This window comes from Planomonospora sp. ID82291 (assembly GCF_015711645.1).
In the GTDB taxonomy this organism is placed as follows: Bacteria; Actinomycetota; Actinomycetes; order Streptosporangiales; family Streptosporangiaceae; genus Planomonospora.
Genome location: NZ_JABTEX010000003.1, coordinates 1,106,534 through 1,121,050 on the forward strand (window position 1 = coordinate 1,106,534; position 14,517 = coordinate 1,121,050).

The following is a 14,517-nucleotide window of genomic DNA, read 5'->3' on the forward strand; positions in this document are numbered from 1 at the left end:
CGTCCCGGACATTTCCTTTGCGGACGGCACCGGGAGAGGAGGGATGCGTGCGATCGTCGGATCGGCTGGTCGCCCGGATCGTGCGGCGCAGCGGCCCGTGGCTCGGCGTCCTGGCGGTCACCGCCGTGACCGGTGCGCTCGCGCAGCTGGCGCTCCCGTTCGTCCTGGGCCGGACGGTCGACGCCCTCGTCTCGGCCGCGCCCTCCCGCGGGACGTGGCTGGGCGCCTGCGTCACGGTCGTGGCCGCGGCCGTGGCGTGCGACGCCCTCGGGGTGTGGGCGACAGGGGCGTCCAGCACCCGGGCCTCGGAATGGCTGCGCCACCTGACCGTCCGGCACGTGCTCGGCGTCGGCCCGGCGCTGAGCCGGCGCTTCTCCGAAGGGGAACTGGCCACCCGGGCGGGTGTCAACGCCGAAGAGGCGGGCCGCGCACCGGAGACCCTCGTCACCGGGGCGGCGCTGGTCATCCCCACCGCGGGGGGCCTGGTGGCGCTCACCCTCATCGACCTGTGGCTGACGCTGACCCTGGCCGTCGGCCTCGTCGCCATCGTGCTCGTGCTCCGGACCTTCCTGCGGGTGAGCACCACCCTGGCCGGCGGTTACCAGGAGGCGCAGGGCGACATCGCGGCTCGGCTGACCGACGCCCTGGCCGGGGCGCGCACGATCGCCGCCGCCGGGACCCTCGCCGAGGAGAAGGCGCGGGTGCTGGCCCCGCTCCCCCGGCTGCGCGCGCACGCCATGGAGATGTGGCGGACCAACGCCCGCGCGGGCGTGCGGGCCGGCGTCGTGGTGCCGCTGCTGGAGGTGGCCGTGCTCGGAGTCGGAGGATTCCGCCTCGCCGCGGGCGACCTGTCCGCGGGAGAGCTGTACTCGGCCGCCCGCTACGTCGTCCTCGGCGCCGGACTCGGTGCGGCGCTGGGCTACGCGGGCCGCCTGGCGCGGGCGCGGGCCGCCGCGGGACGGATCGGCGAGCTGCTCTCCGAACCGCGCAGGACCCACGGCCGCCACCGCCTGCCCCCCGGCCCCGGCACCCTGGAGCTGAGAGGCGTCACCGCCGACGGCCTGTCCGAGGTCGACCTGCTGGTCCCGGGCGGATGCGCGGTGGCCGTGGTCGGCCGGTCGGGTGCGGGCAAGTCGGTCCTCGCCGCCCTCGCGGGCCGCCTGGCCGACCCCTCCGCCGGCGTGGTGCTCCTCGACGGCGTCGCGCTGCCGGAGTTGTCCCGGGAGGCGCTGGGCGGGGCCGTCGGGTACGCCTTCGAGCGCCCCGTCCTGATCGGTGAGACCGTCGCCGACGCCATCGGCCTCGGCCTGCGGGAGACCGGCCCCGGACCTGCTCCCGGGGCGCCGGCCGGCCCGCCCGCCCCGGAGCGGGTGGAGGCGCTGCGCGCGGCCGCCCGCGCCGCGTGCGCCGACGCCTTCGTCAGGAGGCTCCCGGCGGGGTACGGCACCCCGCTCGCCGACGCCCCGATGTCCGGCGGGGAGCGGCAGCGGCTCGGCCTGGCCCGCGCCTTCGCGCACGGCCGGCGCCTGCTCGTCCTGGACGACGCCACCTCCAGTCTGGACACCCTGACCGAGCACCGGGTGAGCGAGACGCTCGCCGGTGAGCTGGGAGGCCGTACCCGGCTGATCGTGACCCACCGGGTCGCGACCGCGGCGGCGGCCGACCGGGTGGTCTGGCTGGAGGACGGCCGGGTCCGCGGTTACGACCGGCACCACCGCCTCTGGGACGATCCCGGTTACCGGGCCGTCTTCGAGGTACGGCCGTCCGGGCCGGGCGAACCGGAACCCCGTCCGAGCCGGACCGGCGGGACGGACCGGACCGGCGGAACGGAGCACGCCGACGGGACGGACCGGACCGGCGGAACGGACCGGACCGGTGCCGCGGCACCCCGTCCGAGCCGGACGGACGCCGCCGAGCGGGCGGGCAGACCGTGAACCGGCCGGTCCGCCGGGCGCTCCGCCGGGATCCGCGCCTCCTGGTCCGGCTCGGCCTCTGGTCCGTTCTGGAGAGCGCGCCCGCGCTCGTCATCGGCCTCGCCATCGCGGGGGCGATCGACGACGGCTTCGCCGCGGACCGGCCGGTCACCGCCCTGGTCTGGCTGGCGGTCCTCGGCGGGGCCTGGCTGGTCGCCGCCCTCGGCGCGCAGCAGGTCGTCCTGGCCGTCGCCGCGATCGTGGAACCGTTCCGGGAGGATCTGCTCGGCCACGTCGTCGAGGCCGCGCTGGACCGGTCGGCCGCGCCGGGACCGGGCACGGAGTCCTCGGCGGTGGCCCGCTCGAACCTCCAGGTGGAGCTGGCCCGGGACGCGCTGGCCTCGGTCGTCGCGGTCGTCAGGTCCTTCGCCTTCACCGCGGTGAGCGTGCTGATCGGGCTGACGGCGCTGATCCCGCAGGTGCTGGCCCTCGTGCTGCCGCCCTTCGTCGCCGGTCTCGGCCTCTTCCTGCTCTCGCTGCCGGCGCTGGCCCGGCGGCAGCGGGCGTTCCTGCTGGCCGACGAGCGGACGGCGGAGTCGGTCACGGCCGTGGCCGGAGGACTGCGCGATATCACGGCCTGCGCGGCGCAGGAGCGGGTGGCCGCCGCGGTGGGACGCCGGGTGACGGAGCAGGCCGAAGCGGGGCGCGCACTCGCGCGGGTGACCGCCGTCCGCACGCTGTCGCTGGCGGTGGGAGGCTGGGCCCCGGTCGTGCTGGTGCTGGCCGGCACCCCCTGGCTGCTGTCCGAGGGGGCCGGCCCCGGTGCGGTCCTGGGCGCCCTGGCCTACGTCACGCAGTCGCTGGCGCCGGCTCTGGACACCCTCGTGGAGGGGCTGGGCGTCAGCGGGGTCCGGCTGTGGGTCGCCCTCGACCGCATCGGGGAGCCGGCGCGGGCCGCCGCGGACCGGCCGCGCACGGCGGGCGACCGCCGCCCCGCCGTGCACGGGGGGGCCGAACTGCGCGGCGTGACGTTCGCCTACGGGCCGCACGCCGAACCGGTGATCGCCGGTCTCGACCTGTCCGTCCCCGAGGGGGACCACCTCGCGGTGGTCGGGCCCAGCGGCATCGGCAAGTCCACGCTGGCCGGGCTCCTCGCCGGCGTGCTCCGGCCGGACGCCGGCGAGGTCCTGGTCGGCGGCGTGCCCGCCGACCGCCTCGACCCGGCCGAGCGGGTGCTCATCCCCCAGGAGGCGTACGTCTTCCGGGGCTCCCTCATGGAGAACCTGACCTACCTCGCGCGGGCCGGCGCGCGGGAGGTGGACGGGGCGGTGGCGGCGATCGGCCTGACCGGGCTGGTGGAGCGGCTGGGCGGCTACTCCGCCGAGATCCGCCCCTCCCTGCTCTCCCCGGGCGAACGCCAGCTGGTCGCGCTGGCCCGGGCCTACCTGGCCCCGGCCCGCCTGGTCGTCCTCGATGAGGCGACCTGCCATCTCGATCCGGTGGCCGAGGCCCGCGCGGAGGAGGCGTTCGCCCGCCGCGGGGGCACGCTCCTCGTCATCGCCCACCGGCCGGCCTCCGCCCTGCGCGCCCGGCGCGTCCTCGTCATGGACGGCACCCGCGTGCGGCTGGGATCGCACGGGGAGCTGCTCTCCTCGTCCCCCCTCTACGCCGACCTGGTCGGCCGGTGGGACCCCCGGACCGCCTCCGCGCCGGACGCGTCCGCCGCCCGCCCGGACGCGTCCCGCGGGCACGCGGCCTGACCCCATCCCGGACGACCAGGACCAGGAGCCGATCAGATGATCTATCCCCCCGCCGAGCGGCAGCCGGTCACCGACCTCCTCCACGGGCGCGCCGTACCCGATCCCTACCGGTGGCTGGAGGACCCGGCGAGCCCGCGGACCCGCGGATGGGCGGCCGCCCAGGAGGAGCTGTGGCGGGCGCACGCCGCCGCCCTGCCGGGCCGCGACCGCTGGCACGCCCGCGTGGCCGAACTCGGCTCCGCCGGAACGGTCACACCGCCGCTGTGGCGGGGGACGCGCCGCTTCTTCCTGCGCCACGACCCGGGGCGGGCGCACCCGGTGCTGTACACCGCCGGTCCGGACGGGGCGGAGGAGGCGCTGGTCGACCCCGAGGAGATCGATCCCTCCGGGTCGACGGTCCTGGACGCCTGGCAGCCCGACCTGACCGGCCGGCTGCTGGCCTACCAGCTGTCGCGGGGCGGGGACGAGCGGTCGGAGCTGCACGTCATGGACGTCGGCGCCCGGCGGACCGTGGACGGCCCGATCGACCGCTGCCGCTACGCGCCGGTGGTCTGGCTCCCGGACGGCACGGCGTTCTTCTACGTCCGCGACCGGCGGGTGTGCCTGCACCGGCTCGGCACGCCCGCCGACGAGGACGCCGTCGTCTGTGCGGCGGAGCGCTCCTACGGCCTGGGCTCCAGCCCCGACGGCCGCTGGCTGACGGTCGCGGCGCCGGCCGGGGCCGGCAACGACGTCTGGCTGGCCGACCTGGCCGCGGGCCCGCCCGAGCGGCCCGGCCTGCGGACGGTGCAGGAGGGGACGGGCGCGGTCACGGTGCCCGCCGTGGGCCGCGACGGCCGGCTGTACCTGCTCACCACCCTGGACGCGCCCACGGGCCGGCTCTGCGTCGCCGACCCGGCCGACCCCGGTCCGGGGGGCTGGCGGGAGCTGGTCGGCCCGGACCCCGAGGCGGTGATCTCCGACTTCGCGCTCCTGGACGGTCCCGGCCGCCCGGTGCTCCTCGTCGGCCGGACCCGGCACGCGATCAGCGAGATCGGGGTGCACGACCCGGTCACCGGCGAGCGGGTGGGCGGGGTCCCGCTGCCCGGGCTCGGCGCCGTGGGCCGGATGTCCGCGCGCCCCGAGGGCGGCTGCGAGGTGTGGTTCTCCTACACCGACGGCGTCACCCCGGGCGGCGTGCACCGCTACGACGCGCGCACCGGGCGGACCGCGCTCTGGGCCGCCGCGCCCGGCGCCGTCGACGTGCCCGAGCTGGAGTCCCGCCAGATCGTCTACACCTCGGCCGACGGCACGCCGGTGCGGATGGTCGTGCTCGCCCGGCCCGGGACCGGGCCCCGCCCGGCGATCCTGTACGGCTACGGCGGGTTCGGGATCCCGCTGACCCCCTCCTACTCGGCCTACATCCTGCCGTGGGTGGAGGCCGGCGGCGTCTTCGCGCTCGCCCAGGTGCGCGGGGGCGGCGAGGAGGGGGCGGCCTGGCACCGCGACGGCATGCTGGAGCGCAAGCAGAACTCCTTCGACGACTTCACCGCCGCCGCGGAGCGCCTGATCGCCGACGGCTGGACCACGGCCGGGATGCTGGCGGCCTGCGGGGAGTCCAACGGCGGGCTGCTGGCCGGGGCCGCGATCACCCAGCGGCCCGAGCTGTTCGCCGCCGCCGCCTGCTCGGCCCCGCTGCTCGACATGGTCCGCTACGAGCGCTCCGGCCTGGGCCCGTCCTGGCGAGGGGAGTACGGCTCCGCGGAGGACCCGGAACAGCTGGGGCACCTGCTGGGCTACTCGCCGTACCACCGGGTCCGCGAGGGCGTGGACTATCCGGCGACGCTGCTGGCCTCCTTCGGCGGCGACTCCCGGGTGGACCCTCTGCACGCGCGGAAGATGTGCGCGGCGCTGCAGCACGCCACGTCGGGCCGGCGGCCGATCCTGCTCCGCCACGAGGACGGCGTCGGGCACGGCGTCCGGGCCGCCGGCCGGGCGGCCGGCCTGGCGGCGGATCTGCTGGCCTTCCTCGCGGCGCACACCGGGCTGGAGCCCCCGCCGGCCGGGCGGTGACGCCGGGCGGCGACGGAGGGCGACCGCGCGGGGGCGGGCGCGCGCGGTCGCGAGGACGGGCGCACGCGGTCGCGAGGGGGGCGGGGCACGGTCGCGAGGGCAGGGCGGGCGCACGGTCGCGGGGGCGGGGCTCAGACGCGCGAGCGGTGGCGGACCAGTCCCACCTCGCTGAGGTCGTCCGGCCAGAGCCAGCCGTCCTGCTTGGCGATCCTGATCGCCTCCACGCGGGTCCTCGCGCCGACCTTCGCCAGGATCCGCGAGAGGTAGTTGCGGACGGTGCCCCCCGACAGGTAGAGCCGGTCGGCGATCTCCTCGACCGGGGCCCCCTCGGCGGCCACCTTCAGCACCTCCAGTTCCCGGCAGGTCAGCGGGTTCTCCCTGGCGCTGAGCGCGGCGACGGCCAGGTCGGGGTCGACGACCTGCTCGCCGCGCGCGACCCGGCGCACCACCCCGGCGAGCTGGCCGGCCGGGGTGTCCTTGACGACGAAGCCGCGCGCCCCGGCCTCCAGTGCCCTGCGCAGCGCGGCCGGCGTCGCGAGGCCGGTGAGGATGACCGCGCGGCAGCCGGGCAGGGCGCGCCGCAGCTCCGCCGCCGCGGTGATGCCGTCGGCGCCGGGCAGGCCGATGTCGATCAGCGCGACGTCGGGACGGTGGCGCAGGCACGCCTCCACCACCTCGTCGCCGTGCCCCGCCTCTCCGACGACCTCGATGTCCTCCTCCGTCGAGAGCAGGGCGGCCATCGCCCCCCGAACCAGGTGCATGTCCTCGGCTATCAGGACATCTATCACGCGCAGTCTCCCTCTCACGGCGACACACGGTCCGTCTCCCGGGCCCCGGTGCCACCCAGGGGAACCGGCCGACTACGGCGTTACCCGAATTCGGCCCGCAGGAACGGCGGATGCTGGCCGGTTCCGGCCAGCACGGCATTCGATCAGACAGAATGTCCAATTTCGTCAGGGTTCGGCGGGGCCCGGAGGACGCGGAGGACGGGATTGTCGGACGCAAGCCTTACGGTAGGGCGCGTGCCGGAGACGAACCACGAGATCACGCTGGACGCGGCCCTCAGCGAGGAGGCCGTGCTCACCACCTACCGCCGGATGTTCGCCGCGCTCGCACGCGACAGCGGTGCGGTGGTGGACGATCCCGCCCTCGTCGACATCGCCGAGACCCTGTTCACGGCGTTCGCCGAGGCCGGGGAGGAGTGGCTGACCCACGAGCAGATGCGGCACGCCTGCCGGGCCCACCCCCCGGAGATGTTCGAGAACCGCCTGCGGGTGCTCAAGGGCCTCGGCGCGGTCCGCGAGGTCTTCCCCAAGCCCCACCAGCTCCGCTACCGGGCGTCGTTCACCAGCATGGTGGGCCTGATGTTCATCCGGCGCATGCTCCACGACGGCGGCCAGTCCGAGGTGCACCGGCTCCTCGCCCTGGAGGACCTCAACGCCGCCGACCCGGGCACGACCATGGAGGAGGCGCGCGCCAGCGCGCAGAACCTGGCGCGGGCCTTCCGGCTCTGGGCGCTGGAGCTGATCACCCTGACCGGCGGCACCATCGAGGAGCTGCGGGAGCAGGCCCCGACGCTCTGGGGCACCGAGGAGATCGCCCGGCGGGCGCAGAGCCTGCACGCCACGATCCTGACCCGCTGGCCCGGCCTCGACCGCACCTGCACCGAGCTGCGCGCGGCGATCTACGCCTACAGCGACGCCTCCCGCCGCGCCGCCGGGCGGCTCGCCGACTCCGCGGGCACGACGAGGAACCTGACGCTGCTGCCCGCCGAGACGTGGCGGACGTTCGCCCGGACGGCGGGCAGGGAGCGCCTGGCCGCGGTGCTCGACGGATTCGTCTTCGACGCCCCGGCCCCGTGGCACGATCCGGCGGCGATCGTCCGCGCGGTCGACGAGAGCCCCCGCCCCGCGCCGGTCCAGCCCACCCCTCCGCGCCCCGCGCTGCCCGATCCCGGCCCGGCGGACTCCTACGAGCCCGGCGCCGACGGGCTCGACCGCCTGGCCTCGGTGGCCGAGACCGCGCTCGGCGGGCGCTCCTCGGCCCGGCTGGAGGAGCTGCTCACCGCCGACGGCGAGTGGGTCTCGGTCCGCCGCCTGCTCGCCGACCTCGTCGCCGCCGATCTGCGTCCCGAGTCGCCCTACCGCCTGCGCTGGTCCGACGGCCTGTCCGCCGCGCCCGGAGCCGAGCCGGCCTGGCTCTCCCACGGCGTGCTGGAGAGGACCGGCCATGACCTCTGAGACCGGCGGCGCCGCCGAGACCTCCTGGGCCTCCGGGACGGCGGCGCTCGCGCACGTCCGGGCCCGGTCCACCGGCCCCCTCCCCCTGGGCCCCGGCGAGCCCGCGCCCCCGGGCATGGCGCGGCTGGGCTGCGGCGACGGCACCGGACTGGCGCTGCCCTTCTGGCCGGACGGGGCGACCCCCTCGCTCCTGGCCGAGTACCAGGTCGCGCCGGTGGCCGTGGAACGGTCCGGGGAGACCCGCCGGGTGCTGGCCGCCGCCCTGAAGTGCTGCTGGAGCGACCTTGCCGCCGACCCGTGGCCGGGGACGCCCGCACCGATCGACGACGTGCTGGCGGTCTACCGGGCGCTGATCGGCCGCTCCGACGACCTCATGCGCAACTGGGCCGTCGGCGCCCTGCGCCGCCTGCACGACTCGGCCTGGCTGGTGGTGGCCGACGGCACCGTACGGCTCGGCCCCCGGTGCGCCTGCTGGCCCGCCGCCGCCCACGCGCAGCTGCGCGAGCTGGTGCTGCGCCTGCCCGGTCCGGGCGAGGAGGGCGTCCCGGCCGTGCTGCCCGTGGCCGGCGAGGTCCGGCACGAGGCGGTCGCGAGCCTGGACGCCCCCGAGGGCGCGGACGACGACCTGCTCGGCCCGTTCGACGAGCGCCACCGCGCCGAGCTCGTCGCCGCGTTCATGGCGGTGGAGCACGCGGCCGAGCCGGTGCACGAGGCCCGGTTCCCCGCGCTGCGCGATCCGGTCCTGCGCCGGGCGCTGGCGGAGATGCTCCGGCGCCGGGGCCGGGTCCTGGTCTCCGGCCGGGAGACGTGGACCTCCGGCTACGCCGACGACGTGGCCGCCGGGGCGGGCACCGCCCTGGGCGAGGCCGAGCGGGCCGTCCTGGTGCTGGTCCTGCTCCACTCGGTGGCCATCCCCCGGGCCGAAGGGCTGCTGCCCGCCGACAGCTGGCTGTCGCCGTTCCCCGCCCAGGCGGAGGAGCTGCGGCGGCACACCCTGCTGCCGATCGGCGAGCTGGAGGCGGCGCTGCGGGTGCTGCGCCACGCGGGACTGGTCACCCAGGTGAAGTCCGGCGAGGAGGCGGGGGGCTACGTGCCGGGGCCGCAGTTCCACCGGCTGACCCCGGCGGCCAGGCGCCGCCTGCAGGAGGAGCTGATCCTCGCCGCGGGACCGCACACCCCGCTGGCCGCCGCCGTCCGGGCACGGCGCGGATAGGGCGGGGGACGCCTCCCGCCCGGTCCGGCGCGTCCCGCGCCGGGATCGGCGCCCGCAGGTCCCGGCGGGCGCCTCGCACAGGTATGACGAAAGGAACGACGAGGTTGGCCGAGCAGTCGAGCCGTACGATGGGGGACTCGTCCGGGAGCCAGGCGAGCCTGGTGCCGGTGGAGGTCCGGACGGGTGAGCCGAGCCGGGACGTGGTCGGCGACCGGGCGCTGATCGCCGTGCAGGCGGTGAACATCTCCCGCCTGTCCACCCATCCCGTGCCGATCGTCCCCGGCACGCTCGTCGTGGTCGCCGGCGCCGGCCCGAAGGACTCCAACGGGGCGGGCAAGTCCTCGTTCATCGCGATGATCACGGCCCTGCTCGGCGACGAGCAGTGGCGTTTCGCCTCCGGCGCCAAGTCGGTCGCGGAGCTGCTGTTCAACGCCGAGCTCGCGGCCGGAGGCGGCGGGCGGACGTGGGCCAGCGCCGGGCACGGCTACATCGTGGGCGTCTTCGACCACCCCCGCGTCCGGGAGGCCGGACTGCCCGACGCGGTGACCGTGTGGCTGCGGGTCAACCAGGAGGCGCCGCACCTGGAGGTCCGGTGGACCCGGGGGGTGCGGATGGCCGCCGCCGCCTCGGAGGCCGAGCGGGTGGTCCGGGCCGACGAGATCTGGGCGGGCCTGCCGCGGTCGGCGGGGCGGCGGGACGTGGTCGCGCGCGACCTGACCAGGTTCCTGTACGGCGACCGCGTGCGGTGCGTGTCGTTCCTGTCCACCTCGGTGCGGAGCAAGGTCGCCACGAACCTGCTCTCCCAGCCGCTCAACGAGATCTCCCCCGAGCGGGTCTTCGAGGCCGTCGCCGCGCTGACCGGGCTGGACGCCGAGCTCGACCAGGAGCGGGAGGCCCGCCGCGACGAGCACGCCAAGCGGGTGCGGGCGGCGCGGGCCGTCGAGACGCTCAAGGAGTTCGAGGACGAGTCCCGGGCCCTGCTGGAGACCTTCGACCGGCGCGACCGCGCCCGGGTGCGGCTGGCGGACGCGCTGCGCTGCTGGAGGGGGCGGCAGGCGCGCAGGCTCGGCGACGCGGTGCTGCGGGACGAGGCGCTCGCCGCCGACCTGGAGGACCTGCGCCGGTCGGGCGAGCGGGCGGCCGGGGAGATCGAGGCCGTCCGCGCGGAGATCGCCGCGTTGAAGGACGACACGCTGGACCGGAGCCTGGCCGAGGCCCGTGCGGAGCTGGCCGCCCTGCAGGCCCGCGCGGCCCGGCTCGACGCCGACCGGGCGGTGGCGGAGAGCGCGGCGGACGAGCTGCGCGGCCGGATCCCCGGCCTGGAGGAGCGGCGGCGGCTGGCCGACGGCCGCGACGTGCCCGCCGCCGAGGACGGGCTGGCCCGGGCCCGGGCCCGGCTGGGCGAGGCGCTGAAGGCGCTGGGCGTGGCCGACCGCGAGGTCGCGGACGCCGGGGCCGCGCTCGGCGACGCCGAGAGCGGTCCGGCCGCCGCCCAGCTTCGGGCGCTCGCCGAGGCGGGCGTGGGCGCGACCGGGCTGCTCGACGCGATCGACGTGGCCGAGCACGCCCGGGACGGCGGACCGGCGGGAGAGGCCCCGGCGGGCGGACTCTCCCGGGGAGGCGCTCCGGCGGGCGCTCCGGCAGGCGCTCCGGCAGGTGGGGACGCCGCGCCGGGGAGCGGGGCGGCGGTTCCGGCCGCCGTCACGGGCGCCCGGGGCTGGCCGCAGGAGCACGCGGTCGTCGTGGACGCCGCCGACCTGGAGGCGGCGGCGCGGGCCCTGTCCGCACTGCCCGGCTCGGTGCTGGTCAGCGCGGCGGGCGTCACCGTGGTGGGAGCCTTCGCCGCGGTGGCCACCGGCCGGGAGAGCCGGATCAAGGCCGCCGAGCTGCGCCTGCACCGGGCGCGCGACCTGCAGGAGGAGGCCGCCGAGGCCGTGCGGGCCGCCGAGGACGCGGTGGCCGAGGCCGGGCGGCGGCTGGAGGGCGCCCGGGCCGCCGTGCAGCTGGCCGACGTCGAGCGGCGGCTGGCCGACCGCAGGGCCCGGTTGACCGAGCTGACCGGGGCGCTGGCCGAGATCTCCCCGGCGGTGGCGGAGGCCGAGCGGCGGGCGGGCGCACTGGACTTCCGCTCCCGGACCAGGAACATGGAGATCGAGCGGCTGGAGGGGCTGCGCGCCCGGCACGCGGCCGACCGGGACCGGGCCGGGGCGCAGGCCGCCGCGGTCGCGGCCGAACGCGAGGCGCTCGGCCTGGAGGCGCTGACCCGCGAGTGGGGCGGCACGGCCGAGCAGGCGCGCGACTGGTTGCGGGAGCTGCCCGAGGACGAGCGCCCGCTGACCGCCGAGGAGTGGTGGCGGACGGCCGAGCGCCGCCTGGACGAGGCGCTGCGCGACGCCTTCCCCGGTGAGGACGCCGAGACGCCGGAGGAGCTGCGGTTCCTCCTCCGGCAGCGGACCGAGCCCGGCGCGGGCCGGACCGCGCGGGAGCAGGCGACCTTCCCCGGCGTGTGCGCGGCGCTCTCGTCCTACCTGCGCGGCCAGGAGGAGTACGAACGGCACCAGCGCCGCCAGATCGAGGCCCAGCTCGCCACCCGGCAGCGCGACCTGGCCGTCGCCGCCAAGGGCGCCGAGGAGGCGGCCCGGTCCACCGCCGTGCACCGGTCGGCGCTGACCGCGGCGATCAAGGCGCGGCTGACCCGGGTGGCCGAGGAGTTCGACAAACTGGACACCGCCTACGGCGGGTACGGCGCGACGCTGGAGTTCCCGGTCCCGCCCGCGCCGGCCGACCCCGAGCAGCGCTGGGCCTGGCGGGTGACGCCCAAATGGCGCCGGGGCGAGGGGCAGTCCTTCGTGCCGTACAACCGCCGGGCCAACACCGCGCTGATGGACGAGAAGGCCGTGAAGCTGGTCTGCGCGGCGGCGATCGCCTCCTCCGGCGGCGGACACCTCTGCCTGGTCCTGGACGAGCTGGGCCGCAACCTCGGCAAGGAGCACCGGCGCGAGGCCGTGGCGCTGTTCCGGCGGATCGGCGAGACCTACGGGATCACGGTGATCGGCGCGCTCCAGGACGACATGGAGCCCTACGCGGTGGACGCCTGCGGGCAGTACGTCAAACTGCGCCGCTCCTCCGACGCCATGCCGTACAACGAGCCGCCGGTGATCATCGGTCATGACCGGCACGCCGAGCGGGTGCGCGCGCTCGCCGCGGTGGTGTCCCGGCCCTGACGCCGCACCGGCCGCCGCCCGCCGGCCCGCGCGCCCCCTCGCTCTCCGGCCCGCACGCCCACCGCCCCGTCCTCGCCCACCGCCCCGTTCGCCCGTTCGCCCGCGCCGGGGGGCCGCTCCCCCTTTACGCCGGGTGCGGGTCGTGACAGGCTCCGCCCCAGACGCGGATCTTGAGGAGACCGGGCTCACGTTCCGTTCGACGCCCGACGTCCTCGTCCGCCGGTGGGCGGGGCGGGAGCCTCTCGACCGGAAGGCGCGCAGGAGAGGGACGTGAAGATGATCCGGGTGGACGGCCTGACGAAGCGCTTCGGCGGCAGAACGGCGGTGGACGGTCTGACGTTCACCGTCGGACCGGGCCGGGTCACCGGCTTCCTCGGCCCCAACGGGGCGGGCAAGTCGACGACCATGAGGATGATCCTCGGGCTCGACAGGCCGGACGCCGGAAGCGTGACGGTCGACGGCCACGACTACACCGGCCTGCCCCGGCCCATGTACGAGGTGGGCGCCCTGCTGGACGCCCGCGCGCTGCACCGCGGGCGCACGGCACGCGACCACCTGCTCTGCCTCGCCCAGACCAACGGGATCCCGGGGCGGCGGGTGGACGAGGTGCTGGAGCTGGTCGGACTGGCGTCGGTGGCGCGCAAGCGGGCCGGCGGCTTCTCCCTGGGGATGGGCCAGCGGCTCGGGATCGCGGTGGCGCTCCTCGGCGATCCGCAGGTGCTGCTGTTCGACGAGCCGGTCAACGGCCTGGATCCCGAGGGCGTCAAGTGGATCCGCGAGCTGATGCGCGGGCTGGCCGCCGAGGGCCGCACCGTCCTGGTCTCCAGCCATCTGATGAGCGAGATGGCGCAGACCGCCGACCACCTCGTCGTCATCGGCAGGGGGAGGCTGATCGCGGACATCGGGATCGGCGAGTTCCTCCGGCAGGGCTCCAACGTGCTGGTGCGGGCGGACGATCCGGATCGGCTCGTCCCGCTCCTGATCGAGGCGGGCGGCGCCGTCCGGCAGGGCACCGACGGCTCCTTCATCGTCACCGGGCTGGAGACCCGGCGGATCGGCGAGACCGCGCTGGCCGCCGGGGTCGTGCTGACGGAGCTGACGCCGCAGCGCTCCCTGGAGCAGGCCTACATGGACCTGACCCGCGACAGCGTCGAGTTCCAGGCGAGCGCGGCATGAGCGCCGCCATCGCGGACACGATGCGCTCGGAGTGGACCAAGTTCCGCTCGATCCCCTCCAACCTGCCCACGCTGCTGGCGACCGTCGCCGTCATGGTGGGCACGGGCGCGCTGACCGCCGACCGCGCGGCCGAAGGCCACCGGGCGGCGGGCGCCGCGTTCGACCCCGCCTACCTCAGCATGTACGGCGGGTTCCTGTTCGCGCAGATCAGCGTGGGCGCGCTCGGTGCGCTGGCGGTGACCTCCGAGTACGCCACCGGGATGATCCGCACGAGCCTGACCGCGGTGCCGCGGCGGGGACGGCTGCTGGCCGCCAAGATCGGAACGTTCGGCCTGATCGCCCTGGTCACCGGGGAGGCCGCGAGCTTCGGCTCGTTCCTCCTCGGCCAGACCGTGATCGGCGCCGCCGGCGCTCCGGCCGCGGCACTCGGTGACGCCGGCGTCCTGCGCGCCGTCGTCGGCATGGGCCTGGTCTGGACCCTGGTGGGTCTCACCGGCGTGGCGCTGGGCTTCCTGCTGCGCGACACGATGGCCGCCACGACCGTGGTGGCGGTCGTCGACTTCGTCATCCCCATCATCGGACCCCGGCTCATGCCCGAAGCCGTGGGGGACTGGGTGAGCACGTACTGGCCGGTCGCGGCCGGTCTGCGGGTCGCCACCACCGTCCCCGACCCGGAACGGCTGGCTCCCTGGACGGGGTTCGGCCTGATGGCCGCCTGCACCGCCGTCCTGCTGGCGGCGGCCTTCGCGGTGTTCCGCTCGCGGGACGCCTGACGGCGGCGGTCCCGGCCCCTGCGGTCCATCCCCGGCATCAGCGGTCCGCCCCGGCCCGGCCGTCGAGGATCCGCAGGCCGAACCCGCCGCCCGAACGGCTCCGGTCGCCCGCCGCTCGGCGAGGCTCCCGGTGATGCGTGCCGTTCGGCGGCGGGCCGCCACCGGT

9 protein-coding genes are annotated in these 14,517 nt (G+C 76.9%); 8 read left to right on the top strand and 1 reads right to left on the bottom strand.

Annotation, left to right across the window (positions count from 1 at the left end; all coding sequences use genetic code 11):
* The first annotated feature begins 47 nt into the window (after nt 1–47).
* The 3 genes from HS045_RS24140 to HS045_RS24150 are packed head-to-tail and all read left to right on the top strand — an operon-like array spanning nt 48 to nt 5,725.
* The gene (locus tag HS045_RS24140) at nt 48–1,934 is read left to right on the top strand and encodes an ABC transporter ATP-binding protein (protein ID WP_196453657.1); all 1,887 of its coding nucleotides are present in this window, start codon (nt 48–50) and stop codon (nt 1,932–1,934) included.
* Nucleotides 1,931–3,673, top strand: coding sequence for an ABC transporter ATP-binding protein (locus HS045_RS35920; RefSeq protein WP_196453658.1), 1,743 nt, complete (start codon nt 1,931–1,933; stop codon nt 3,671–3,673). Before HS045_RS24140 ends, HS045_RS35920 begins: the two co-directional genes overlap by 4 nt.
* A 36-nt stretch (nt 3,674–3,709) precedes the next feature.
* On the top strand, nt 3,710–5,725 hold the full coding sequence (locus HS045_RS24150) for a prolyl oligopeptidase family protein (RefSeq protein WP_196453659.1): 2,016 nt from the start codon (nt 3,710–3,712) through the stop codon (nt 5,723–5,725).
* A gap of 131 nt (nt 5,726–5,856) precedes the next feature.
* On the opposite strand, the gene HS045_RS24155 is transcribed toward HS045_RS24150, so the two are convergent.
* Nucleotides 5,857–6,513 (bottom strand): DNA-binding response regulator, encoded by a 657-nt coding sequence (locus HS045_RS24155; RefSeq protein ID WP_196453660.1) that lies wholly within the window; start codon nt 6,511–6,513, stop codon nt 5,857–5,859.
* A gap of 234 nt (nt 6,514–6,747) precedes the next feature.
* Between HS045_RS24155 and HS045_RS24160 the strand changes: the two genes are divergently transcribed.
* The 5 genes from HS045_RS24160 to HS045_RS24180 all read left to right on the top strand — a co-directional run bounded on the left by HS045_RS24160 (nt 6,748) and on the right by HS045_RS24180 (nt 14,351).
* Nucleotides 6,748–7,965, top strand: coding sequence for a hypothetical protein (locus HS045_RS24160; RefSeq protein WP_196453661.1), 1,218 nt, complete (start codon nt 6,748–6,750; stop codon nt 7,963–7,965).
* A complete protein-coding gene (locus HS045_RS34905) occupies nt 7,955–9,178 on the top strand; it encodes a hypothetical protein (protein WP_230884564.1) in 1,224 nt (407 codons plus the stop codon). The genes HS045_RS24160 and HS045_RS34905 overlap by 11 nt, the downstream gene beginning before the upstream one ends.
* Nucleotides 9,179–9,282: 104 nt before the next feature.
* A complete protein-coding gene (locus HS045_RS24170) occupies nt 9,283–12,402 on the top strand; it encodes a chromosome partitioning protein ParA (RefSeq protein ID WP_230884565.1) in 3,120 nt (1,039 codons plus the stop codon).
* Nucleotides 12,403–12,678: 276 nt separating this feature from the next.
* Nucleotides 12,679–13,578: an ABC transporter ATP-binding protein gene (locus tag HS045_RS24175; RefSeq protein WP_196453844.1), complete on the top strand. Its 900-nt coding sequence runs from the start codon at nt 12,679–12,681 to the stop codon at nt 13,576–13,578.
* Nucleotides 13,575–14,351, top strand: coding sequence for an ABC transporter permease subunit (locus tag HS045_RS24180; RefSeq protein ID WP_196453662.1), 777 nt, complete (start codon nt 13,575–13,577; stop codon nt 14,349–14,351). The genes HS045_RS24175 and HS045_RS24180 overlap by 4 nt, the downstream gene beginning before the upstream one ends.
* The last annotated feature ends 166 nt before the right edge of the window (nt 14,352–14,517 follow it).